A 22,194-nucleotide genomic window follows, 5' to 3' on the forward strand; every position below is an offset into this window, starting at 1 on the left:
TCTCAGCGTTGCGGGAACAGGAAGGCGAAGGCGATGCGCCGCCGCCAGGCTTGGGTGAGCGGTTCCTCGATCACGCCGAGCCGCTCATAGGCGTGGAGGAAGCTGTCGGGGCCGGTCAGGATCCCGACATGCTTTGCGATGGCGCGCGGCTTCATCCGGAAGAGGACGAGCGCGCCGGGCCCGGCCTTGGCAGGCGGCACCTCGATCATCATCCGGCGTGCGCCCTCGGCCAGCACCTCGCGCGGGCCGGTCTCGCCCCAGTCGCGACTGTAGGCCGGGATCGGGAACGGCTCGGGGCCGACGACCTCGCGCCAGACGCCGCGGGCGAGCCCGAGGCAATCGCAGCCCACCCCCTTGAGGCTCGCCTGATCGTGGTAGGGCGTTCCCAGCCACGCGCGCGCCGCCACGATCACCCTGCCATTATCGGCCGGCGTCACAGCACGCCCCCATCATGCCCGCCATCCTTGGTGGCGTAGCGCAGGATCGTGTCCTGGCCCGGGATGTGCGGGAAGCCGCGGAAGTTGGCCGTGTTGGCGAACTTCGCCCCGCAGGTCTCCATGCGCTTGTCGCAGCCCGCGCGGATGATGAAGGCGTCGCTTTCGGCGATAGACCGCACCGGCGCTTCGAGCAGGGTCAGCACGGCGATGCCGTCCGTGACGTCATGGCCCAACACCTCGGCTTTGCGCCCCGCATTCGCGCCGCTGGTCCATTCGACCGTCCCGAAGGTGAACCAGCCGGAGGCGAACCCGCCAAGCCCGGAGGCGGTGAAGGCCCGGTCGCGCAGGAGATCGATGACGGCGCCCGTGCCCTTGAAGGCCGGGTCCTCGAGATCGACGCCGCAGCGCGCATCCCCAAGCGCGGCGTCGCAGGTCGCCTGAAACGTCCGCCCGACCGTCTGGCCGAGGATATGAGCGAGCGAGCGGACCTCGGCGACGAAGGCAAGCCGCCCGCGCCGGATCTGTCCGATGGCGCCGCGCCGCATCAGCACGCGATGGCTGGTGTCCGCCCAGTTCACGCGCCAGACCTCCACCTCCGCGTTGTCCCAGCGGCCATCGAGGATGTCGGTCTCGGTAATCCGGTCGGAGGTCAGCACGCCCTCGGCATCCTGAGCATCGACCGAGAGGTCCGAGCCGGAACGGACCTCGGACGCCGTGAGCCCGCTCTCGGGCTCGAACTCCGTGCCGTCGAAGCTCAGCGTCCTGTCGTGGTCGGTGAAGCCGAGGGTGACGCCGTCGGCGCGACTGATCCGCCAGCACCAGGCGAGCGTGGTCGTGCCCTCGTCGAGATGGGCCTGCAGGGCGGGAGCGAGGGTCTTCATCGGCAGGTTCCCGTCATGCGGTCGTCAAGATCGGCGATCCAGTCCGCCCAGTGCGGCGGCACGGCTGCGACAGTCTCGGCGGGCGGCCGGGCGAGCCGCGCCTCGGCATAGGAGGCGCAGCCGGCGTCACCAGCGCCCATCGTTGCGGCGCAGCCGGTCAGCAGGATTCCCGGCACCGCGGCCATCGCGAACCGCATCCCGCCCGCGCTCGATACGCTTGTTCTTGTCTTCCATCGCATCGCGTTCCGCCTCCCGTTTGCCCATGCGTTCACCTTCCGCACGCCCCCAGACCCGTCCGAGGACGACGCCGCCGACCGCGCCCAGAGCTGCGACCAGCCAGATCAGGAGATCAGCCATCATCCCGCTCCCCGCGCGCGGCGGCGACGCAGAGGGCTGCGACGAAGACGCCGAGGCAGCCGCCCACGACCAGACCTGCGAGGAACTCAAGCATCGCCGCGGAACCCGCGCTCGATCCGGTCGCGCAGGCCAATGAGGCCGAGACCGAGGAACATCAGCCCGGCCGGCGAGGCATCGCCCGAGCCGGCGAGCAGCGCGACGAGCCGGGACACTTCCCCGAGCGGCCCGGTGGCGGGCAGCGCGAGGGAGGCGATGCCGGTGAGCATGGCGAGCAGGCCCGCCCACCACGTCATGGAGTTGGGTCGAACGTAGCGCATGGGGATCAGGCCCTCCGGATCAGGGTGGAGAAGACGGCGGCCAGCCGGGCGAGCCAGCCGGTCGGCGCATTTGGTGCAGGCTCGAGGACCGGCGGCGACGGCGACGGCCCGCGAGCCAAGGCCAGAGCCTCATCCTCGGTCAGGCGACGGATCGGCCGCGAGAACTCCACCCGGCCCATGCGATCCACGGACCAGACCGGGATGGTTCCGCCGGGATAGCGGCCATGGCGGAACAGGTCGCGCTCGGCCTCCCGGCGCGGAATGATCGAGGCCGGTCGCCGCCAGTTCAGAAACGCGTCGGCGGCTGCATCGCGATTGCCGGCGTTGAGGTGCCGGGTCAGCGCAGCCTTGGCGATGCCGCCGGTGTTGTAGTGAAAGCTGACCAGCGCATCGAACTCGTGCGGTGCAAGCGGCACCTTCACGGCGCGCAGGACGGCGGCCTCGTAACGCGCGAGGTCGGCCCGGAAGACCCGGAACGCCTCCCGGATCCCGGCGTCGAGATCGGCGGGCATGCCGCGCGGCATGGTGGCGGGATCGGGCGGCCCGGCCGCGGCCGTGTGGCCGATGCCGAAGGTCCAGACCTGTTTCACATCGAGATAGGGCCCGGGCACGAGTCCTTCGTGCCGGACGAGGGCCAGCAGGCCCCGGTCGGTCATGTGCATGGGATTACCGGAGAAGAGAGAGGACGAGGATCAGCGCCGCGACGGCGAGGCCGATGCGCAGGCGGTGGGTGAAGGCGTCGCGCGGGTCGTCGGTCAGCCGGCGAAGGCCACGCAGAACACGGACGAGCTCAGTCATCGCCGCCCTCCCGCGCATCGCGCAGACGGGCGAGCACCAGCTCGATCACCGCCGGGCCGAAGACGCCGACCAGGTAGGCGGCCGACCCCGCGGCACCGCCCGCCGGGATCGCTTGCGGCGGCAGGCCGAGCCACGAGGTGATGACAGCCATCGAGAGGCTGCCCATCCCGGCCGCGATCAGCCCGCCCAAAAGGATGTGACGCAGCGCATCGCGCAGGCGCATCTTCGTGGTCAGCGCGTTCGTCGCCCCGCCAAGCGCGCCCCAGGCCGCGAGGATCACGGCCGTCGAGGTGGCAAGCTCGCGCAGCACGGCATCGAGGAAGCTGCCAGTGTCGTTCATCGCCGGATCTCCAGGAGCGGGATGGAGGTGATCGAGCCGAGCCGCTCGAGATCGAGCGTCACGTCGAGCGCGTCGGTGTCGAAGCGGACGGCCACGTCGAACTCGAAGCCCGCGGTGACGGCGACGCCCGTGGCGGGAGCCGTGTCGAAGGTCACGACGCCGGTGGTCGTGTCGATGGACCACCCATCCAGTTGCTCCGCGCCGTCAAGCGCGACACGCACCGTGCCGGCGACCGGCTTGGTGATCGTCCGCACCCATGTCTGGCTGCCCGAGGCATAGCGCTTGACCAGCTGAAACGCCGTTGTCACCCCATCGCCGGTGCCGATCGCCTGGTCGGTCGGTGCAGGCGTGCCCGACGGCAGGCAGGACTTGTAATCGGCCCAATCCTTGAAGCGGAAGCCGTAGAGCCGCCCGTTGCGCGCCTCGAAGAAGGCGATGACGGCGGCGAGTTCGTCGGCGCGGCGAATGCCATAGGCCACATCGTAGCGCCGTCGCGAGTTGGCCCAGCTGGCATTCCTCTCCTCGTCGCCGGAGGCGAGCTCGACGATCTGCGTGCGCCGCTCCGGCCCGCCGCGCGCACCCCGGCTGATGTTGTCGGGAAACCGGACCTCGTGAAACGCCATCAAGTTTCTCCATGGATCGTGCTCTGGCCCCCGCAACCGGTTCCCACTTGCGGGGTCGCACTCATAGGCCCCTCCGCCCGAGCGAGACCGCGCGGGCAATGTCGGCCGCGATCTGCGTGCGCGACCGGCGGAAGCTTTCGGCATCGCGGGAATTGATGTTGATCGTGACGCCCCCGCCCGCGCCATAAGCCTGCGCCTCGCGGCGCGAGAGCACGCGCTCACCGCGTTGCAGGATGGCCGGCACCTCGTCAGGACGCAGCCCGGCCCAGCCGCCGGAATGCATCCTTGGCGCGGCGGCGAAGGCCATGGCCGGAACCATGCGCGAGGGCCCGGCAGAGCCGACCATCCCGCCCGCATGCAGGACGTTGGCAAAAATACCGCCCGCGCCGGAGAACACGCCGGAGAGCGCATTGGCGATCGGCCCGAGGATGAAGCGCCGCGCCGCCAGCTGGGCGAGATCAGCCAGCAGCGAGGTGACGAGGTCGCGGAAGTTCAGCTTGCCTGTCTTCACGAACTGGCCCACCGCGTTCTCCGCCGACTGGAAGGCGCCGACGAGGCTCTGGCCGATATCGCCGCCGATGTCGCGGGCCTTGCTGGCATAGTCGGAGAGCGCAGACGTGACCGCCTGCCAGCCGGTGACGGCAGCCTCAGTCGCGGGCTCCGCTGCCGCAGCTGCAGCCCCTGCAGCCGCACCGGCTCCCGCGGCGGCACGTCTGGCATCGCCGAGCGCCGTTTCCAGCCGCTCGGCCGCACCGGTGGCCTCGGTCAGCGCATCCGCGCTCGCCCCGTCGGTGCTGCGCACGGCATCGCGCAGGGCCTGCCAGCTTTCGAGGGGCGCGCGGGCCCCTTCGGCCAGATCGCGCGCCGCGCCGCGATAAAGGTTCGCGGACTCGAGCGCCCTGCTCGCCGCCTCGGTCAGACCGAGATCGGGCGCAGTGAGCGGGTTGTCCTCGAAGGCCCGGTCGAACGCCGCCTGCGCAGCTGTCGTGGCGGCATTGGCCGCGCCCTCGAAGCGGTTCTCGATCTCGCCGAGGTCGAGGTCGGGCACCAGCGAGATGCGGCGCTCCGACCCGAGCGCTTCGAGCCCTTGATTGATGCCGCCGATGAAGCCGTTGATGCGCGAGACCACGCCGTTCAGCATCGCCTCGACGCCGTCGACCAGGCTGTTGGCCGCCTGGAACGCCAGATCGCCGATGGCGGCGGGCAGCAGGCCCCAGATCGCCTTGATCGCCTCATAGGCGCCCTCGAACGTGTTCGCGGCCGTGTTGCCGAAACCCACCATGCTCTCGATGGCGCTCTGCATGCCCGAGGCGGCGTCGGCCTTCAGGTCGAAGAACATCGCCGTGGCCGCAGCGCCCGCCGCCGCCGCGCCCATGCGGATCCGCTCCCAGACCTCGACCGCGAGGTCCTTCAGGAGCGACATCGCCTCGCCGAAACCGCCTGCGCCGGAGACGAGACGGGTGAACTGGTAGACGAGTTCGCCCGCGCCCACGATCAGCGCCCCGATGCCGGTCCGGATCAGCGCCCCGCGCAGCACGACGAGCGCGGTTGCGAACCCACGGACCGAGAACGCGGCAGCTGCCAGCCCGGCGACCCAGCGACCGGCGAGGAAAGCTGCAAAGGTCGCGGCATAGGTGGTCAGGCGGCCGATGTTGTCGAAGAGCCCGCGGATCGCGATGCCCAGCGGCCCGGTGCGGCTTGCAACAGACGCCATCGCATCTGCGACCGCTTCCAGTGCGGGTGCCGCAGCGACGGCCAGCTGGTTCGAGAGACCGCGCCAGATGAGGCCGAGGCGCGAGATCGCGTCGTTGGTCCGCTCGATCTGGTCGGCGTCCTGCTCCGACACGACGACGCCGAAGGCAAGAACGTCCTCCGTCGCCTGGCGCAGCGTCGCGGTGTCGATCCGCGACATGGCGATGGAGCCTTCCTCGCCGAAAAGCTGGCCTGCGACAGCCGCGCGTTCGGCGGCAGGCACGAAGCTCTCGATGGCGGCGTTGATCGCGCCGACGCGCTGGTCCAGCGGCAGGGCGATCAGGTCGGTGGCGGAAAGCCCCAGCCGGTCGAGCGCGTCGGCGGCCGGTCCGGTCCCGGCGGCCGCCTGGCTGAGACGGCGGGTCAGATCCTTGGTGGCCTGTTCGATCCCGGACATGGAAACACCCGCCAGTTCGCCCGCGCGCTCGAGCGTCTGGATCGAGGCGACCGTAGTGCCGAGCGACTGCGCGAGCTTCGCCTGCGCATCGACGGTCTGGAGTCCGGAGCGCACCATGGCCACCCCGGCGGCGGTGGCAGCGGCGACGGCGGCCGCGGCGGCCACGCGAACCCGGCGCGAGAAGGCCGCGAGCCGGGCATTAGCCGCCTCCATCTCGCGGCTGAGCCGTCCGAAGCCGCGCGACCCGGCCTCGCCCACGCCTTCCAACTCGGCGCGCACCTGCCGTCCGCCCACGGCCGCGAGGCGGACGCTAACCCGTTTTTCCGCCATGAGAGTGATCCATCTGTTCGTTGAGTTTGGCGACCATCACCGCTTCGATGACGGGCAGCAGTTCGGCCATGGCGAGCGGCGGCACGCCGAGGGCGTCACCGAGCGCTAGTGCCGCCGACATGTCCCAGCCGATCACCGCACCGGGCAGGACGCGCAGTTGGCCGCCGAGACGGCCGACCAGGTCCCAGACCTGCCAACCCTCCGGTGTTTCCGGACGGTTCAGCCGCGCCGGGCAGTCCGGGCAGGCTTTCGCGCAGGCTTCGCAGTATCGGTCGCCCCCGCCGAAGGACCATTCGGCGAGGGCGCGGAGGCGTTTTTTTCCTGTTCCAGCAGCAGGCCCTTCGAGACATAGGTCAGCTGGAACGCCTCGAAGATCGGCCAGACATCGAGAAGCGCGTCGATGGCCTCGGGGCTTGGCTCGATAGGTTTGCCGTCCGCGTCGCCGATGCCGTCCCAGGCGAGCACCGCCCGGCGCGCCAGCGCCTTGGCGAAGGCAACGGCGCGTTCCTCGTCGGAGGCGTCCTCGGGCACGGCTTCCACGGCCGGATCGCTGCGCGTCGCCACCATCAGCGCGGTGGTCAGCGGGCGCATCTGCACCCTCACGCCGGGCGAAAGCTCGTGCCAGCGCGGCGCGTTCGTCAGATCGAGCGTCAGCATCAATAAGTCTCCACATCGTTCACGAGGGTGGCGGTGCACATCCGGCCGACCACGCTGTCGCGCGCGGCCTGCCAGTCGAAGGTGGCCTGCACGCCCTGCGGCCCGGAAATCTCGATGCGCGGGCGCGGCAGGTAGACGGCGTGCACGGTGAAGGTGAAGCTCTCGCCCGAGGGCAGCACGTAGGCGAACTCCATCTCGCAGGCCTCGCCGTTGATGGCCTGCGTGACCAGCGTCTGGTCGGCGAAGCGGACCTCGATCCGGCCGGTCAGCGCGGCGATGGAGGGGTCCGCACCGTCGATCCTGCCATCACTCCGGATCGTCTCGATCCGGTCGAGGTTGTTGGCATAGGTGATCTCGGCCGAGACCACGTTGCCGAGGGCGGAGCCATTCCGCGTGATCGACCCGTTGAAATGGCCGAAGCGCTTCAGTTCCAGCGCGGCGGGTGTCCCGGCGCTGGTGGTCGTGCCCACCGTCTCGCCCTGCGCGACCAGTCGCGCAGTTGCCGTCAGCAGGCCGGAGCGCTGCATCTGCCAGGTGATCTGGTCGAGCACGCAGCCGGAATACATCGCATAGCGCGGCACCTCCGGCATGCCGGTTTCGATCGACATGCTGGGCAGCGTCCACGACCCCGACTGGAACTCGTGCGTGAACGGCCCCGGAGCCGTGCCTGTCGTTGCAGGTGGCCCGAACGCGGCTTTCAGCCAGAATCCGAAGGCCCCGGCGTCGAGCGGCACGACGACGTCGCCATCGGCGGTCACCGCGTCCCTCACCGGGGCCAGCGGATCGCGGCCATAGCCGAGAAGCTCCGAGTTGAGCAGCGGCTGCTCCGCGCCGAGCGAGGTGCTGGCGAAGGGCATGCGGGTGAAGCCGCTCACGGGCGGCGTTCCATAGGTCGTCTCGAACGCAAGCGCCATCTGCGCCCGCGCCCCCTGGGCTCGTGCCATGGTGTTCTCCTGGGGTTGTCGGGGTCAGGCCAGCGGATCGGCCGTGGAATAATGCAGGACCACCGGGATCACGGCGGCTTTCAGGCTCGCCGCGCCCTCGATGGGCAAATCGACTGGCCTCGGCGCTTCCGCCTCCACCCAGTCGCAGAGCCCGCCAAGAGTGCGATCGGTGGCGAGCGCCGCGCCGATGCTGGCGGTCAACGTGTCGAAGGCGGCGTCACGGTCGGCACCCTGCACGACCGCCTCGATCTCGGCGCGGTGCTGGTAGTGGTAGGCGAGCGGCGACAGCGTCACCTCCGGCTCCCCCGGAACCCCATCGCGCAGGATCAGCAGCCCCTCGGCCGGAACGCGCTCGGGCAGCACCTCGCCGCGGAGCGCAGTGGCGGGCAGCGCCGAGAGCCGCGCATGCAGCGCGGTGAGGATGGTTTCGCGAGGGGTTGGCATGGCATATTTCTCGAGGCAGAGCGCTCAGCGCCAGTTCCGCAGATAGGCGACCGGAAACCAGAGCGAGCGCAGGATCAATCGCTTTCGACAGCCTCGGGAAAATCCGTGGCGGAGCATCGGATGCCGTCAGCTCGCGTATAGAGCATGCTTCCCTCCACGCCCGCGAGGATGTCGCCATCCACCTCGAACTCGGGGAACTGACGCAGGAACGGCGTTGCACCGCAGCCCGGTACGGCGCATTCCGGCCGGGACTTCGGGCAACGATTGAAGTTACAGAGCCTGCCGAGATAGGCGTCGCTGCCCGGCTCGAACAGAAACACGTCGACCTGATGGTCTGCCACGCCGAAATCCTGTTGACGTTCGTGCTCGGCCCTCAGCGCCGCCGCCTTCGCGCGCCTCAACTCGCCGAGGACGGTCAGGTCGTCGAGCCACAGAGCGAGGTCGAGATCCTTGCACTCGTGCCAGAGTGGAATGCCACGGCGACGATACGGGGCGAAACGCGGCACCTCCTTCCACAGGGGCTTGGCAACCGATCCGATGACCGCGATCGCGACAACCTGCGGGAAGCTGCACCAGGCATTCGTGATCGCGTCCGCCGCACGCCGGAAGTGCCGTTGCGTCCGTAACAGATGGGCGTTGTCCTGTTTCAGTCGGTCGGTTGATGGCATTGCATAGCTCGGCATGGTTCGGCGCCCAGTCTGACCTTGTCCGGCTGCCGGCGCCAGCACGTTTGCTTTCAGGATCTCATCGAAGACGCCCCGCTATCCAGTTGGCCACGATCAACCCCGGCACGCTTTCCAACGCCCGGTCTGCATCCCGCGCGAGGTCCAGCCGCTTCGGCAACTTGACCTGCGGCACCAGCATGAAGATCGGCACCGTTGTGCGCCCACGGCCCGTCTTGGAGCGCGAAGCAACCCCGAGACCCCGACTGTTCAGTCGTCCCTCCGCGACAAGCAGGCTCGGGCCGCGGCGTCGGTAGACGAAGCGGAGGCGCAACCCACGGCGCCGCTCCCATTCGCCCGGGGTGATCCTGCCGCCGCGCATGCCCCGCCCGGCGGCTTCGGTCGGGATCGCCAGCCAGAACCCGTCCTTCGAGCGGATCAGCGGGCCGGTGTCGTGGGCGCCGACGATGACCGGGGCCTTCGACCAGACCAGAGCCGCGGCGTTCAGGCTCTCGCCGGCCTTCGGGTAGGTCTGGCTGCGGATCGAGTTCGCCAGCCGCCGTCCGAGCCCTGCGCCGGTGATCTGACCCCGCCAGGCGGTCTTGAGCCCGGTGCCGGCCTCGCGCATGGCGGCAGTCACGGCCTTTTCGCCGGCCTTCACCTCGGCGGCCATGGCGGCGACGAGATCGGGGGTGATGTCGAGCTTCAGCTTCATCGCGATCAGGCGGGGCGCAGGTCCACGGTCCAGACCAGCCGCTCGCGGTCACGGACAGGCTCGCCCTGGATGAGGAAGGCCTCGCCGTCGATCTCGATGCGATCGCCGGGGCGCGGGTTTGCGACCTCGGACACGCGCAAATCCAGTCGGGTGGTTTCCGACCAGATCCGCCCGTCGCCGAAGCCGGTGACATCGTCCGGCCGGCGCAGGATTGCGCGCACGAGCGACGGCGCCCCGCCCTCGGCGGTGTAGACCACGTCGCGCGCAAGATGCGCGTCGGCGAAGAGCGCGTCGAGAGCGGCAGCGAAGGCGGTCATCAGAACGCGCCGTTCAGCCGCACCCGGCCGATTGTGTCGCCTGCCCCGCCGGCGACCGCCTCGACCGCCACACCGATGAGCGTGTTGTCGGTGGCAACCGTGGTGCAGCGCTTGTTGGTGTCGTCCCAGTAGACCTTGTCGCCGACGGCCCATGCCTGGCTGCCGACCTTGGTGATGTCGAAGACGCCGACGAGCGCGGTCTCGATGGGATCGCCGAGGGCGGCGTCCCCGGCGGCGATGCCGAAGATGGAGCCGACGAGCAGGCCATCGCCGGAGGCGACGGCATAGGGCGCGGTCAGGGTGATGGTGTTGCCGGGCTGGACGTAGGTTTTCATGACGGGGTTCCTTTGGAAAGACGAAGGGCGGCCCGTCTGGACCGCCCGCGTGTCAGGGTTCAGCATTGGGTGCAGGTTACGCCCCAGGATTTTTGTAGAGGCCGCGCCAGTCGATGGCCTTGGCGCCGAAGTCGAGGCGGCACTTGATCTCGACGCCGTCGACGTCGAAACCGTTGCGGGTCTCGATATAGGCGCCCTGCTGGCCCTCGAGATAGGCGTATTCGATGGTGTCGATCTGGTTCGGCGAGGCCGCCAGGTACCAGGCCTTGTCGCTCGCCGCATCCAGCCGCGGCTCGGCAATCGGCGTGAGCGTGCGGATCGATTGCGGCACCACGTTGCCGCTCTGGGCGGGCACGAGGTTCTGGGCCACCAGCTGCTCGGCCTTCAGTTCCAGCGCCGCCGGGACGATCAGGAAGGCGGGCCGGATGTTCAGCACCGTCTTCTTGTCGAGCCCGGTCTGCTTGCGCATTGCCGCGCGCGCCGCGCCCACGCTGTCGACCCCGAGCGCCGTGCCGCTGCCGGCGAGGTTCTTGTGGGTCGAATGGAACAGCGCCGTGCCATCCGCCATGGCAGGGTTCGACGTCACGATGTCCCAGACCACGTCCGACTCCAGCTGGGCGATGGAGTTGCCGTACATCGCCGGGATCCGGGTGAAGGCGTCGAGGTCGTCGTTGATCAGCACCTGCCGGGTGATCGCGACGACGCGGCCGTAGGTCTCGATGCGGTAGCTCTCCTTGCTCTCGCCGAGCGTGCCGCGCTTGAACTCGCCGCTCTCGCCGACCTTGAGGAGCTGCGGCGCTTCGCCCAGCTGGACGCGGTGCATCGCCTTGAAGTCGGTGGCCAGCACCTGCCGGCAGAAGAGCGGGAAGGTCCGCGGATAGGCCTCGTAGGCCTGGCGCAGCGTCTTGTTGGTGACGGCTGCGAGGATCTCGGGGAAGTCCGAGGTCGAATGCAGCGCCCGCGTCGCCACCTCGTCGCGGGAGAGGCCGCGGGTGCTGACGCCCGCCGTCTCGAGGCTTTCGCGGGCGAGTTCCATCAGTGTCATGCCGCGATACTCGCGAGCCGCGTCCTCCAGCGGGAACAGCGTCGGGCTGTAGCGGTGCAGCAGCGCGTTCGAGATCGCCTCGCGCCGCGTGACCGTGGCGTCGCGCCCGCCGAGCGGGATCGAGACATGGGGAAAGGTCCGCGTCTCGTCGGCCTTGGCCGCAACCTGGTCGAGGATCAGCCGGCGCGCTTCGTCGATGGAGACGCCGCGCTTGATCAGGTCGTCGGCAAAGCCGCGCTCGAGCTGGAGCTTGTCGGCGAGGCCATGGATCGTGGAGACGCGCTCGCGCTCCTGCGCGCGGGCCTCGCTGACCAGAGCGTCGGTGTCAGCGCTGCGGCTGCGGTCCGCCGGCGCCGGGTCGGCCGCGGGCTTCGTCGCCTTGGGCCTGGTGTCGGCGGCGCGGGTCTGCGTGTCGGCAGCGCCGGTCTTGTCGTCGGTCATGCTCGTCTCCTCGGGCACTGCGGTGTCACTCGTCTGTTCGGCCGTCTCGGCCGTGGTCGCGGTCCTGTCGGTCATCGGGGATGCTCCTTCGCTGGTGGGGGCGTCCCGGCGGTGGAGGACGCATGTCTGGTGTTCGCGGTGCGCACGGAAGCCGGCGGCGGGATCGGCGCCGACCGGCACGGCGGAGATCTCGAAGGGCGTCCAGTCCACCGCCCGCCAGAGTTCGCGCTGGCCGTCAGGCTTCGAGATCTCGAAGCGGTGGACCTGGTAGCCGATGGAGACCGCGCGGATGTGCCCGGCCTCGATGTCGCGCCAGATGTCGCCGACGGCGTCGCGCTCCGAGAGGCGGATGCGGGCGATGCCTTGTCCGTTCTCGATCCGGGCCGAGCCTGGGACGACCGAGCCGATCACCGCGTCGAGATCGTGCGCCTCGTGCACCTTCAGGAATGGCGCGCCCGCGTTCAGCCGCTCGAGCCGCACATGCTCGGGCGCCATGCTGAGTTCCTCGTCATGCGGCTCGCCGAAGAGCGCGGCGCGCCGCACGCGGGCGCCGGTCGACCAGATCACCTCGACGCTGCGGGTCTCCGGGTCGATGCTGGCAGGCCGCAGCTCCGCCGACCGGCGGAACGCCGGCAGTTCGATCGTCTGCTCCATGAATGAATCCTCGTCAGGCCGCGTCAGTTTCCGGATCGTCCGGATCGGTCGCGGGGTCGGCCGGCACATTCGACTGCGCGCTGCCAGTCTTGGTGACGCGGCGCGGGTCGCTGTCGAGCACGAGACCCAGCTCGTCGAGCTTGGCGTTCGTGGCCGCGATCTCGGCCAGCACCGCGTCGGGGTTGCGGCCCTGCCGGGCGATGGCCTCGGCAAGCGTCTTGGTGCCAGAACGGATGGCGAGCAGGTCGGCCATCGCGTCCTTCTGCGGATCGACCGCCTCGAACTTCGGCGGCGACCACTCGACCGGCACCTCGGGCGTGGGAATGCGCCCCGCCGCCCATGCGGCCTCGGTGAACCAGCGCCAGACCGGCGCACAGAACATCGGGATGAAGAGCTGCCACTGCACCGCGTCGATCATCCGGCGGAACTCCACGAGGCCCGCCCGGATCGAGGAATAGTTCACCTGGCTGAGATCCCCGGTCAGCAGCTCGTAGGGCACGCGGAACCCGGCGGCGATGGTGTGCAGGCTGGCCCGCTTGTATTCGCCATAGCCGCCGGTGGCAGCCGGCTGGTTGAAGCGGATGTCCTTTCCGCCGCGTGCATAGGCGATGAGGCCGGGCTCAAACTGCTCGACCCGATTGCCGTCGGCATCGACCACCGCGGGCGCGATGCCCTGCTGCGCCTCCTCGTCGCCGAAGACGATGGCCGTGACGCAGGCTTCGGTCTTCTTGCGCACGATCTCCGCCACCTCGTAGTCGTCAAGGTCGCGCAGGGCCCGGATCACCGGCGCGCCCCAGGGCACGCCGCGCGCCTGCGTGCGCTGCTTCTCGTAGACATGGGCGATCTCGCTGGCCGGCACCGCGCGGCTGGTAAGCCCGCCCGTCAGGCTGAGCGTGGCATCGCCTGGATGGGCGCCGAAGAGCCAGTAGGCCCGGCGCCGGCCGAGTGCGTCGAACTCGATCCCTTGCACCGCCTGTCCAGACCCGAGCGCGCCGTTGCAGGTGGCGTCGAGGAAGTCGGCCTCGAGCAGTTGCAGCTGCACGGGTGGCATGACGCCGTCCCCCGGGCGCCGCGGGCGGCGGCGCACCAGCACCTCGCCGGCCTCGACCATCTCGCGGCAGGCGAGCGTCTGCAGCCCGTAGAAGTCGAGCTGGCCGTCCGCGTCGCAGTCCGCTGTCCAGCGGGTGAACAGGGCGTCGGCCTTCCCGTCCAGCTTGTCGTCTCCGCTCGCGGCGCGCGGCATGATCCCCGCGCCGACGATGTTGTTGACCAGCACCGACACCGCCTTGGCGGCGTGCGGGTTGTTGCGCACCAGATCCCGCATCCGGTCCCGCAGAAGCGCTCCGGCCCGGCCGATCTCGGCATCCGCCGAGGATCCCGGCGCGTGCCAGCCGTCGGTGCGCCGGCCGCGGGCCGCACCCTCGTAGGAGCGGGCGAGCCCCTCGAAGGCCTGCCGCGCAAGCACGCGCCGCGTGGCCGTGCGCGGGGCGACCGAGGCGATGGCCCTGTCGAGCCAGGAGACCATCAGCGGTCCCCGCGCGAGAAGCCGGCGAAGCCCGCGATGGGCCGCGCCGTGGCGCCGGCGATCTGTCGTTCGATGGTGCGGATGCGCCCGAGCAGGTCCTCGGCCGAGCCGTAGTCCACGGTCTTGCCGTCATAGCTCACCCGTGTCGTCCCGCTCGCATAAGCGCGCCGCAGCGCCGCCAGTTCCGCTTCCGTCCAGGTCATGCCCTTCGCTCCCGCTCAGTGCGTTCGTCCCTCGCGACGCTCCACTGGAGCCTCGCGTCCGCTGCGCGGACCGGTCCTCACCATCAAAACCATCCTTCCCGCCGCCCGAGCCAATCGGAGCGGCGCTTGCCTTGCATGCACTGATCGGGCCGCCCGATCCGACCGGCCGGGCTGTCCATTCCACTCGGCACGCCGAGCTGCGCTTCCAGATCGGCCCATGTCGCCTCGGGCCAGCGGTCCGCCCCCGCGATCCAGGCCGCGGCACGAGCATAGACCCGGCAGTCCAGCGCCTCGTTACGCTCGCGGATCTTCTGCCATTCGAGCTTCGCGAAGCCGCGGCGATTGCGCACCGTCACCAGCTGCTCGGCCGTCAGCTGCCGGATCCACTCGGTGTCGGCCCAGCCGGGCAGATGCAACGTGCCCGGCGGGAACGCAGCACCTTCCTCCAGCTCTTCCGCGGTCGGCCGCGCCAGCCGCAGGAAGCGATAGGTCTCGGCCTTGAAGGTCGAGGTGGCCACGGTCCAGAGCCGGGCCCCACGGCGCAGGCGCTTCCCGCCGGCGGTCGCGTCCACGAAAGTCGGCCCCGAAACCGGGCTGGCCCGGTTGAAGCCCTCGAGCCCCTTCACGGGCGCCACCTGCGCGAAACCAACCGAGCGCGACCAGGCGTAAACGGCGGCCGTCTCATAGCCGGTGTCGATGGCCAGCTTTGCCAGGCCCAGTTCCGCGCCGCCGGCATGTCGCCAGTTGCGGCCCAGCAGATCGGTCAGCGCCTCCCAAGCCTCGGGCTGGGCCGGCCCGCCCTCGATCACGACATGATCGACGAGCCAGCTTTCCAGCCCACGACCCCAGGCCCAGACATCGACCTCGATCCGATCCTTCTGCACGTCGGCGCCGGCGGTCAGGAACAACCCACCAGCGGGAACTGTGCCCGCCGGCCAGTCCTCGCGCCGTTCGGCGATCCGCTGCCAGTCCGGCGCGTCGCCGGTCTCGATCCAGGTCTCGCCGAGCACGGTGTTGCGGAACACGCGCTCGGCCTCGTCGGACCCCGTCGCCGCCTCCTTGTCGCGCGCGATGTCGGCCCAGCTCTTCCACCCCGGCGGCGAATAGAGCGCCGAGAGATGAAACCCCACCGTCCGCGCATCACGAGCCTCGGCAGTCGCGCGCCATTCGCCTGCCGCCAGCATCGCCGGCTTGTGGTGTTCCTCGATCGCGGTCTCGCAGGCATCGCAATGATAGGCCGCCGTCTCCGGTTTGCCCTTCTGCCAGCGCAGCCGCTCGAACCGCAGCCACTGCATCGCGCCGCAATGCGGGCACGGCACGAAGAAGCGGCGCTGGTCGCTCGCCTCGTACTCCCGCTCGATCCGGCTGACGCCGCGGATCGTCGGCGTCGAGACCAGGAACACCTTCCGGCGGTGCGCGAAGGTCAGCGAGCGCGCCTCGGCGAGCCCGACCGGGTCGCCTTCCTCGTCGGCCGAGGCCGGATAGGCGTCGACCTCGTCGAGGAAGACGTAGCGCGCCGGCATCGAGCGCAGGCCCACGGCCGAGTTCGCGCCGGTCATCACCAGCACGCCGCCGGGGAAATCCTTCGACAGCTGCGTGTTGCCGCTGTCGCGCGCCCGCGCCGGGCGGACACGCTCCTTCAGCGCCGGGCTCTCCTCGATCAGCGGGTCGATCCGCTGGCGCGAGTTGCGCTTGGCCAGTTCCACCGTCGGCTGGACCGCGAGCATCGGCCCGGGCGCATGGTGAATCACGAAGCCGATCCAGTTGTTGCCGGCCTCCGTCGCGCCGACCTGCGCGGCCTTCATGAACACGACCCGCTGCGCAGGATGGCCGGGCGAGAGCGCATCCATGATCGCCCGCATGTAGGGCGTGCGCTCGGTGCGATAGCGGCCGGGCTCGGCGCTCGCGCGCGAACTCAGCCAGCGGTGCCTGTCCGACCATTCCGAGACGGTCAGCCAGGGATCGGGCGTGAGCCCGTGGCCCCAGGCCCGGAGCAGCGCCTCCGCCCCGTCAAAGGTCGCGATATCCTCAGAGGGCGATCCGGGGCTGGGCGAGTTCCTCGAGATGGGCGCGGACATGGGCCTCCAGAACCTTCTGCATGGCCGCCGTCTCCGTTCCCAACTCCGCCGCCATCAGCGCAGCCACCCGCGCCGGCCAGTTGACCCACGCATCGCGTTCCTCGCGCGCGAGCCGGAAGACCAGCGCCGTGGCGCGGTCGCGGTCGACGAGCTCGCCCTTCAGCTTCGCGAGCCGGATGCGCCGCTCCTGCGCCTTCAGCACCTCATGCGCCGTCTTCGCCTGCAGGAAGGTCGTGCCACCGCCGGTGACCGGCGCGGCCATGCCCTGTTCCCGCAGCGTGTCGCCAACCGCCGAGACCGCCGCCTCGGGCACGGGTTTCATCTTGGGCGCCGGCGCCTTCCTGGTCTTCGACGGGTCGGTTGCGTCCGCCCGCCGCTTGTCGGAGGCCGCGGCGTCGATGCTGCCGTCCTCGTGCAGGACGAGCCGGCCGGCGGCCTTCGCCTTCTGGATCGCGCCCCGCGACAGCCCGACATGGGCGGCATACTGGCGCTCGCTCATGCCCTGCATCGCCAGCCCCGATTATCATTCAAAGTCAGTCGCTTATCGAGTTGATAAGCTGGACGCGTGGAGCGAACGTCCGATCACAAGGACGATGTAACTCACCCGGAGCCACCACGATGACCACCCGCCTGAACCCGATCACCACCCCGCGCTTTGAGGCCCGCGCCGAGAAGGCGCGCCGGAACAAGGAAGCGGCACTCGCCGCCTTCATCGGCAAGAAGGCCGAGATCGACGAGATGCTCGCCCGCCTGCAGGCGCTCAGCGACAATCATTTCAACTGCCACCCTGACGAGGTGGGCTGGGCCATGGTCGGCACCCTCGAACACTACGCCAGCCTCCTCAAGCGCATCACCGACAGCGCCTTCGGCGAGGGCGAACACGCCCGCTGATCTCCGGCCCAGCCGGAACTCCTGCCGCGCGCCCTGCGCGGCTCGGGGTCGTAGAAGGCGCCGCATGACGCGGGCCCGAATACGGAGACGACCCCATGACACAGATCCAGCTTTCCGACGCCCAAGCCGTCATCCTGTCCACTGCCTGCGCGCGCGAGGACGGAGCGGTGTTTCCCGTCACCGCCAGCCTCAAGGGCGGCGCGGTCGGCAACGTCTGCAAGAGCCTCCTCAAGCAGGGCCTGATCGAGGAAATCGCCGCCACGGACCTCAACACGGTCTGGCGGCACGACGAGGAGCGCGGCCCGATCACGCTGCGCGCCACCCCGCTCGCCTACAGCACCCTCGGGATCACGGACGAGCAGGATGAGACGCCGCCGGTGGAAACGCCGACCGCCCCGATCCAGCGCCGGAAGGGCACCAAGCAGGAAACCCTGATCGAGATGCTCCGCGCCGAGGGCGGCGCGACCATCGATGAGATCGCCACGGCCCTCGACTGGAGGCCGCACACCATTCGCGGGGCCATGTCCGGCGCGCTCAAGAAGAAGCTCGGCCTGACCATCACCTCGGAGAAGGTCGAGGGGCGGGGAAGGGCCTACATGATCGCCGACGACTGACGCCGCACACCAGCACGGACCCGATGTCGCCGTCCCACATGGGGCGGCGGCATGTCATCGTGCCCCGCGCACCCGGATCGCCTCGAAAAGCCGCCGCAGGGCGAAGGAGCGTGCGATCGACACGATGGTGAAGATGCCGCCCATCTTCAGGTTCTGCGCCAGCGTCGTGTGCAGCCCGAAGACCGGGAATATCAGTATCTGCGTCATGACGGCGACGCTGTAGCCCACAGCGACGTTGGCGATGGCCTCGACCAGCGACATGAAGCGGGATTGCTTCATCTCGCCACCTCATCCATCGGCCAGCAATTCAGCTGCCAGAGTTCGCAGCGCATGCGCCGCGACCAGCGGGACCACTCCGTTGCCACATAGCCGAAGCCGGTCCACCCGGTGGGCCAGCCCATCAGCGCCTCGACGAATAGCGGGTTCAAGGTCCGGGGCGTGTCGCAGGAACGCCCGCCAGCCATCGGCGTCGCGAGGACCTGGCGGCCAAGCAGGCCGTTCACCGGCGTGTTCGCAAGGCTCGTCGCCCCGTCCTTGTGATCCCGCGCTGTTGGCGTCATCCACATCCGGCTCACCCCGGTCAGATCGGCCGCCTTGCGCTTGCCCGCACTCGGCTTGTGGCCATCGCCCGCCAGCGGCGTCGGCCAGAGGCGCAGCATCTCGGTCCGGTTCCCGCCGCTCGACCGCGTCCCGGAGCAGGCGCGCGGGGTCGGCCAGTTCGCAGCCTTCTCGGTGGGCGAGGATGAACAGCCGCTCACGCTTGTGGGGCGCACCGACTTCCGCCGCCGTGAAGAGGCCCGCCGCAAGGCGGTAGCCCATGTTGACCAGTCCTCCGGCGACTTCGGGAAAGCCGAGGCGGAGATGATGGGCGACATTCTCGAGGAACACGAAGGGCGGCTCGACCTCGCCGACGATGCGGGCGACATGCGGCCAGAGGTGGCGCGGGTCGTCCGCCCCACGCCGCTTGCCTGCAACGGAAAACGGCTGGCACGGATAGCCCGCTGTGACGATGTCCACCGCGCCGCGCCACGGGCGGCCGTCAAAGGTGGCAACGTCGTCCCAGACAGGCGCCGGATCCAGGGCCGTGTCTTCCATCCGCGCCACGAGGATGGCCGCGGCGTAGGCGTCCCGCTCGACGTGACCCACAGTGCGATATCCGGGGCATGCGAGGTGCAGCCCGAGGTCGAGCCCGCCGGCGCCGGAGCAGAGCGAGAGGCCGAACAGGCACGCGTCGCCGGCTCCGGCAGGCAGGCCGGAGGAAGGTAGAGCCACGCCATCCACGACATCAGGCCGCGTGGGCCCCCTCGGCCGCCGCCGGGGGCTCGCCCAGCCGCTCGGCCTTCACTTTGGCGAAGGTCCGGCCGTCGCCGTCGAGTATCGCCTCCTTGCCGGTCTCCGCCTGCCAGCGTTCGACGGCGACATCGACATAGGCGGGGCTGATTTCCATCGCAAAGACGCGGCGGCCGTTTGCCTCGCCCGCCATGATCTGCGAGCCCGAGCCCGAGAACGGCTCGTAGCAGAGTCCGCCGCGCGCGACGTGCTGGCGCATCGGGATGCCGAAGGCGTCCAGCGGTTTCGGCGTCGGATGGTCGGGCCGCTCGTCCTTGGCGAAGCTCGGCATCTCCCAGGTCGAGGGCAGCGTTTCCTCGGCCACCTTTGGCGGGCGGTGCGGCCGGCGCCAGCCCATGAAGCAGGGCTCGTGCTTCCACAGGTAGTGCGAGCGGGTCAGAACACCTCGGTCCTTCACCCAGATGATCTGCTGGTGCACGAAGGCGCCCGCCCTTTCCCAGCACTCTTCCAGCATCGCCTGGCGGCGCGAGGCGTGCCAGCAATACCAGGCGGCATCCTCGGTGATCGCCTCGGCCACGGCAGCGGCGATGAAGCCGTCATAGAGCTCGGCCCCCTGAGAACTGTCGTCCCAGGTGGTGCCGTAGGACGCGGACCAATCCTTGTTGCGGGTCGGATGGTTCGAGCCGTCGTAGTCGACGAGATACGGCGGATCGGTGGCGAAGAGGATCGCGCGCTCACCGTTCATCAGGCGGCGGACATCCTTGTGGTTGGTGGCGTCGCCGCAGAGCAGCCGGTGATCCCCAAGAAGCCACAGATCGCCCGTGCGCGACGCTGGATTGCGCGGCGGCTCGGGGATGGTCACCGGCGGCACGGAGCCCCCGGCGCCGCCCTCTTCTTCACCGCCCTCGTCCGCGTCGAAGGCCAGCAGCTTGTCGAGTTCGCCATCGGAGAAGCCGACCAGCGACAGGTCGTAGTCGTCGGCGAGCAGATCCTTCAACTCGGCCGACAGCAGCGCGTCGTCCCACGGCGCCTCGGTCAGCTTGTTGTCCGCGATCCGGTACGCCCGCCGCTGCGCCTCGCTCAGGTGCCCGAGCACGATCACCGGTGCCTCGGTCAGTCCGAGCTGCGTTGCCGCCAGCACGCGCCCATGGCCTGCGATCAGTTCGCCGTCCTCGCCGACGAGGCAGGGCACGGTCCAGCCGAACTCGGCCATGCTGGCGGCGATCTTCGCGACCTGGTCGGCCCCGTGCACCTTCGCGTTCTTCGCGTAGGGCTGGAGCTTGGCCAGCGGCCAGGTTTCGATCCGCTCGGGGGCGAAGCTCAACGTCATGGGCGTGCGGTTTCCGGTGTTCAGATGGATGCTGGCCGGACTCCGGACACTGGATGCCGCGCTGGACTCCACGCAGGGTCCACCGGCATCCGGGGTATCCGGCTCGAGGGCCAGCGTTCATTGGGGTTTGCGCGGGTGGCGGGTGGCTCCGGCTTCCGGGTGGCTTCTCAAAAATCCGGCCCTGACGCTGGCGAAATGCCGAGCCAAGCCCGCCAGCATACGCAGGTCGCGGAGAAGGAACCGCGAACTCGGCCGGGGAGCTTGCAAGCGGCGGACAGCGACCCTCAAGGAAAGGATCAGCGCCTTTCCTTTTGTAACGGCCCTCGCCAACGAAAGGATGGTTTCGTTCGGGGCTGCGCCGCGCGCGCCTCTCCCGAGCTTATCCCGAACCTAGCCCCTGAACCGGTTTTCTGTCCCGTCGAAAACTGTCCGCCGCACACCTTCCCCTCTGGCGCGCAGGGTTACGCGCCACCGGCCAGCTCGATCACCTTCCGCTTCGACAGGTTACGGTTGAACCGCCGCCGGTTGAGCCTCAGCGAGATGACGCAGAGCCCGTAGAGCCAGTGCTGGTGCGCGGCCGAGCGCTGGAGACCGACCGTCCAGCAGATGGTCTTCCACCGCTCGCCATGGGCGCGCATCCAGACGATCTTGCCGTCGACGGGGTCGAGGCACGCGGTCCAGGTCAGCGTCTCCTCCATCCGGCTGATTGCCTGCGGCGAGGGCAGCACCCGCATGGGCTTGGGCTCCTGGCCCACCTTGTCGGCGAAGCTGTGGATGATCTCGGGCCACGTGCTGAAATAGCCCTGCCGTCGCGGCTCGGGCAGCCGCTTGAGCACGAAGGCCGCTTCCGCGAGACGGGCCTCGACGAGGGACGGGGTCCACTTATCCATGGCGCCCTCCTTCCTCGGAGGGGCGTGGGCCATAGAGCTTTTCGCCGAGCTGGCGGACGAGTTCGCGTTCCGGCCAGGTCAGCCGCGTGTCCTCGAGCGAGACGGCAAGCAGACCCTGCTCGCGCCAGCCGTCGCGCTTCACCTGGTCCGGATCCCGGCGCTGGCCGCCGTAGCCCTTGGGATGCCACCTCATGCGACACCCCCATTCGTCTCGATCGCCCAGAGCAGGATGGCGATGGCGTCGGCCTCGTTGTCGTCGACGGGGCTGAAGCCCCGCGCCCGCGCGGCTGCGATCATCGCCTCCTTCGGCGCGTTGCCCTTGCCCGTGGCGTGGCGCTTGATCGTGCCGACAGGAACACCGGCATAGGGCACGCCCCGCAGTTCCGCCCATGCGGTCAGCGTGGCCATGAGCCCGCCATAGACATGGGCAGCATCGGTTCCGGCGTGGCGGCGCACCTCCTCGAACCAGATCGCCGCGATCGGCCCCGAAAGCCTGTCGATCTCGGTAAGCCAGTTGGTGAAGCGCAGGTAGCGCATGCCGCCACCGTCATAGCGGCCGGGGCGGAAGCTCGCGGTCCCGCTGGTGATCAGCCCGTCCGGGGCGCGCAACGCCCAGCCGGTGCTGGTGCCGAGATCCAGCGCGAGAATGCAGCGGTCGAGAGTGCCGGCAGCCGTGAGGGACGCCGGGGCGATGTGTGGGGAACGGTCCATGACGACCTCCTCTTCGATTGAGAGGCCGGGGCGGCACGGTTGCCTGGTGAGGGCAGGACGCGCGCCCGGGCCGGGATCGCGAGGTCTGGTCAGGGTCACGTTGTCATTGCCGGGAGCGCCCGGCGCTTCCTTCAATGGCTTCATCCCTTCCGCTTGAAGGAAGTGGGGCCGCAAGCCATTGGCAGAATGAGGATAAATCTCTTCTTTCAATATTTC

The 22,194-nt window shown here is 69.7% G+C and carries 30 protein-coding genes and 1 pseudogene; 2 read left to right on the plus strand and 29 right to left on the minus strand.

What is annotated here, in order from left to right; translation table 11 throughout:
- Positions 1–2 precede the first annotated feature (2 nt).
- The 22 genes from F3H26_RS13525 to F3H26_RS13620 form a co-directional block, all read right to left on the minus strand.
- Positions 3–437 (minus strand): NlpC/P60 family protein, encoded by a 435-nt coding sequence (locus F3H26_RS13525; protein WP_149776562.1) that lies wholly within the window; start codon positions 435–437, stop codon positions 3–5.
- The gene (locus tag F3H26_RS13530) at positions 434–1,318 is read right to left on the minus strand and encodes a DUF2163 domain-containing protein (protein WP_149776563.1); all 885 of its coding nucleotides are present in this window, start codon (positions 1,316–1,318) and stop codon (positions 434–436) included. The genes F3H26_RS13525 and F3H26_RS13530 overlap by 4 nt, the downstream gene beginning before the upstream one ends.
- 126 nt (positions 1,319–1,444) lie before the next feature.
- Complete coding sequence (locus F3H26_RS13535; protein ID WP_149776564.1) at positions 1,445–1,675, minus strand: hypothetical protein; 231 nt, start codon at positions 1,673–1,675, stop codon at positions 1,445–1,447.
- Between the two features lie 86 nt (positions 1,676–1,761).
- Positions 1,762–1,968: a hypothetical protein gene (locus F3H26_RS13540; RefSeq protein ID WP_188127774.1), complete on the minus strand. Its 207-nt coding sequence runs from the start codon at positions 1,966–1,968 to the stop codon at positions 1,762–1,764.
- A gap of 29 nt (positions 1,969–1,997) precedes the next feature.
- Positions 1,998–2,654, minus strand: coding sequence for a lysozyme (locus F3H26_RS13545; protein ID WP_149776566.1), 657 nt, complete (start codon positions 2,652–2,654; stop codon positions 1,998–2,000).
- A gap of 4 nt (positions 2,655–2,658) precedes the next feature.
- Positions 2,659–2,790 carry a hypothetical protein gene (locus F3H26_RS19860; protein ID WP_262504559.1) on the minus strand — a complete coding sequence of 44 codons (132 nt, stop codon included), beginning with the start codon at positions 2,788–2,790 and terminating at the stop codon, positions 2,659–2,661.
- Positions 2,783–3,130 (minus strand): hypothetical protein, encoded by a 348-nt coding sequence (locus F3H26_RS13550; protein ID WP_149776567.1) that lies wholly within the window; start codon positions 3,128–3,130, stop codon positions 2,783–2,785. Before F3H26_RS13550 ends, F3H26_RS19860 begins: the two co-directional genes overlap by 8 nt.
- Positions 3,127–3,753, minus strand: coding sequence for a DUF2460 domain-containing protein (locus F3H26_RS13555; RefSeq protein ID WP_149776568.1), 627 nt, complete (start codon positions 3,751–3,753; stop codon positions 3,127–3,129). Before F3H26_RS13555 ends, F3H26_RS13550 begins: the two co-directional genes overlap by 4 nt.
- A 61-nt stretch (positions 3,754–3,814) precedes the next feature.
- On the minus strand, positions 3,815–6,232 hold the full coding sequence (locus F3H26_RS13560) for a phage tail tape measure C-terminal domain-containing protein (RefSeq protein ID WP_149776569.1): 2,418 nt from the start codon (positions 6,230–6,232) through the stop codon (positions 3,815–3,817).
- The gene (locus F3H26_RS19490) at positions 6,213–6,368 is read right to left on the minus strand and encodes a DUF7697 family protein (RefSeq protein ID WP_188127777.1); all 156 of its coding nucleotides are present in this window, start codon (positions 6,366–6,368) and stop codon (positions 6,213–6,215) included. The genes F3H26_RS13560 and F3H26_RS19490 overlap by 20 nt, the downstream gene beginning before the upstream one ends.
- A gap of 83 nt (positions 6,369–6,451) precedes the next feature.
- Entirely contained in the window at positions 6,452–6,889 is a 438-nt protein-coding gene (locus F3H26_RS13565; protein WP_072747932.1) for a hypothetical protein, read from the minus strand.
- Positions 6,889–7,833, minus strand: a complete 945-nt coding sequence (locus F3H26_RS13570) for a phage tail tube protein (protein WP_072747933.1) — start codon at positions 7,831–7,833, stop codon at positions 6,889–6,891. Before F3H26_RS13570 ends, F3H26_RS13565 begins: the two co-directional genes overlap by 1 nt.
- Positions 7,834–7,857: 24 nt before the next feature.
- Entirely contained in the window at positions 7,858–8,277 is a 420-nt protein-coding gene (locus tag F3H26_RS13575; protein ID WP_149776570.1) for an acyl-CoA transferase, read from the minus strand.
- 74 nt (positions 8,278–8,351) lie between these two features.
- Positions 8,352–8,945 (minus strand): hypothetical protein, encoded by a 594-nt coding sequence (locus F3H26_RS13580; RefSeq protein WP_072747935.1) that lies wholly within the window; start codon positions 8,943–8,945, stop codon positions 8,352–8,354.
- Positions 8,946–9,021: 76 nt separating this feature from the next.
- Positions 9,022–9,654: a DUF6441 family protein gene (locus F3H26_RS13585; RefSeq protein WP_072747936.1), complete on the minus strand. Its 633-nt coding sequence runs from the start codon at positions 9,652–9,654 to the stop codon at positions 9,022–9,024.
- A 5-nt stretch (positions 9,655–9,659) separates the two neighbouring features.
- On the minus strand, positions 9,660–9,971 hold the full coding sequence (locus F3H26_RS13590; protein ID WP_072747937.1) for a head-tail joining protein: 312 nt from the start codon (positions 9,969–9,971) through the stop codon (positions 9,660–9,662).
- Positions 9,971–10,306 carry a DUF2190 family protein gene (locus F3H26_RS13595; protein ID WP_072747938.1) on the minus strand — a complete coding sequence of 112 codons (336 nt, stop codon included), beginning with the start codon at positions 10,304–10,306 and terminating at the stop codon, positions 9,971–9,973. The genes F3H26_RS13590 and F3H26_RS13595 overlap by 1 nt, the downstream gene beginning before the upstream one ends.
- Positions 10,307–10,382: 76 nt before the next feature.
- A complete protein-coding gene (locus F3H26_RS13600; protein ID WP_072747939.1) occupies positions 10,383–12,446 on the minus strand; it encodes a prohead protease/major capsid protein fusion protein in 2,064 nt (687 codons plus the stop codon).
- Positions 12,447–12,459: 13 nt separating this feature from the next.
- Positions 12,460–13,971, minus strand: a complete 1,512-nt coding sequence (locus F3H26_RS13605; protein ID WP_223162508.1) for a phage portal protein — start codon at positions 13,969–13,971, stop codon at positions 12,460–12,462.
- A complete protein-coding gene (locus F3H26_RS13610) occupies positions 13,971–14,174 on the minus strand; it encodes a phage head-tail joining protein (protein ID WP_072747941.1) in 204 nt (67 codons plus the stop codon). The genes F3H26_RS13605 and F3H26_RS13610 overlap by 1 nt, the downstream gene beginning before the upstream one ends.
- Positions 14,175–14,257: 83 nt before the next feature.
- The gene (locus tag F3H26_RS13615) at positions 14,258–16,252 is read right to left on the minus strand and encodes a phage terminase large subunit family protein (RefSeq protein WP_149776572.1); all 1,995 of its coding nucleotides are present in this window, start codon (positions 16,250–16,252) and stop codon (positions 14,258–14,260) included.
- Positions 16,203–16,760 (minus strand): hypothetical protein, encoded by a 558-nt coding sequence (locus F3H26_RS13620; protein WP_149776573.1) that lies wholly within the window; start codon positions 16,758–16,760, stop codon positions 16,203–16,205. The genes F3H26_RS13615 and F3H26_RS13620 overlap by 50 nt, the downstream gene beginning before the upstream one ends.
- 110 nt (positions 16,761–16,870) lie before the next feature.
- On the opposite strand from F3H26_RS13620, the gene F3H26_RS13625 reads away from it, so the two are divergent.
- Both F3H26_RS13625 and F3H26_RS13630 read left to right on the plus strand, forming a co-directional pair.
- Positions 16,871–17,143, plus strand: coding sequence for a hypothetical protein (locus F3H26_RS13625; RefSeq protein WP_149776574.1), 273 nt, complete (start codon positions 16,871–16,873; stop codon positions 17,141–17,143).
- Between the two features lie 95 nt (positions 17,144–17,238).
- Positions 17,239–17,757: a DUF3489 domain-containing protein gene (locus tag F3H26_RS13630; RefSeq protein ID WP_149776575.1), complete on the plus strand. Its 519-nt coding sequence runs from the start codon at positions 17,239–17,241 to the stop codon at positions 17,755–17,757.
- 54 nt (positions 17,758–17,811) lie between these two features.
- On the opposite strand, the gene F3H26_RS13635 is transcribed toward F3H26_RS13630, so the two are convergent.
- The 7 genes and pseudogenes from F3H26_RS13635 to F3H26_RS13660 form a co-directional block, all read right to left on the minus strand.
- Positions 17,812–18,036: a DUF7220 family protein gene (locus F3H26_RS13635; protein WP_072747946.1), complete on the minus strand. Its 225-nt coding sequence runs from the start codon at positions 18,034–18,036 to the stop codon at positions 17,812–17,814.
- A complete protein-coding gene (locus F3H26_RS19685) occupies positions 18,033–18,416 on the minus strand; it encodes a hypothetical protein (protein WP_223162512.1) in 384 nt (127 codons plus the stop codon). Before F3H26_RS19685 ends, F3H26_RS13635 begins: the two co-directional genes overlap by 4 nt.
- A 115-nt stretch (positions 18,417–18,531) precedes the next feature.
- A pseudogene (locus F3H26_RS19690) lies at positions 18,532–19,038 on the minus strand (DNA cytosine methyltransferase); the annotation flags it as partial.
- A 4-nt stretch (positions 19,039–19,042) separates the two neighbouring features.
- On the minus strand, positions 19,043–20,377 hold the full coding sequence (locus F3H26_RS13645) for a site-specific DNA-methyltransferase (protein WP_149776577.1): 1,335 nt from the start codon (positions 20,375–20,377) through the stop codon (positions 19,043–19,045).
- Between the two features lie 461 nt (positions 20,378–20,838).
- Entirely contained in the window at positions 20,839–21,267 is a 429-nt protein-coding gene (locus F3H26_RS13650) for a DUF6362 family protein (RefSeq protein ID WP_149776578.1), read from the minus strand.
- Positions 21,260–21,460 (minus strand): hypothetical protein, encoded by a 201-nt coding sequence (locus F3H26_RS13655; RefSeq protein ID WP_149776579.1) that lies wholly within the window; start codon positions 21,458–21,460, stop codon positions 21,260–21,262. The genes F3H26_RS13650 and F3H26_RS13655 overlap by 8 nt, the downstream gene beginning before the upstream one ends.
- A complete protein-coding gene (locus F3H26_RS13660) occupies positions 21,457–21,978 on the minus strand; it encodes a crossover junction endodeoxyribonuclease RuvC (protein WP_149776580.1) in 522 nt (173 codons plus the stop codon). The genes F3H26_RS13655 and F3H26_RS13660 overlap by 4 nt, the downstream gene beginning before the upstream one ends.
- Positions 21,979–22,194: the final 216 nt, after the last annotated feature.

The organism is Ruegeria intermedia (assembly GCF_900129345.1).
Taxonomy (GTDB): domain Bacteria; phylum Pseudomonadota; class Alphaproteobacteria; order Rhodobacterales; family Rhodobacteraceae; genus Ruegeria; species Ruegeria intermedia.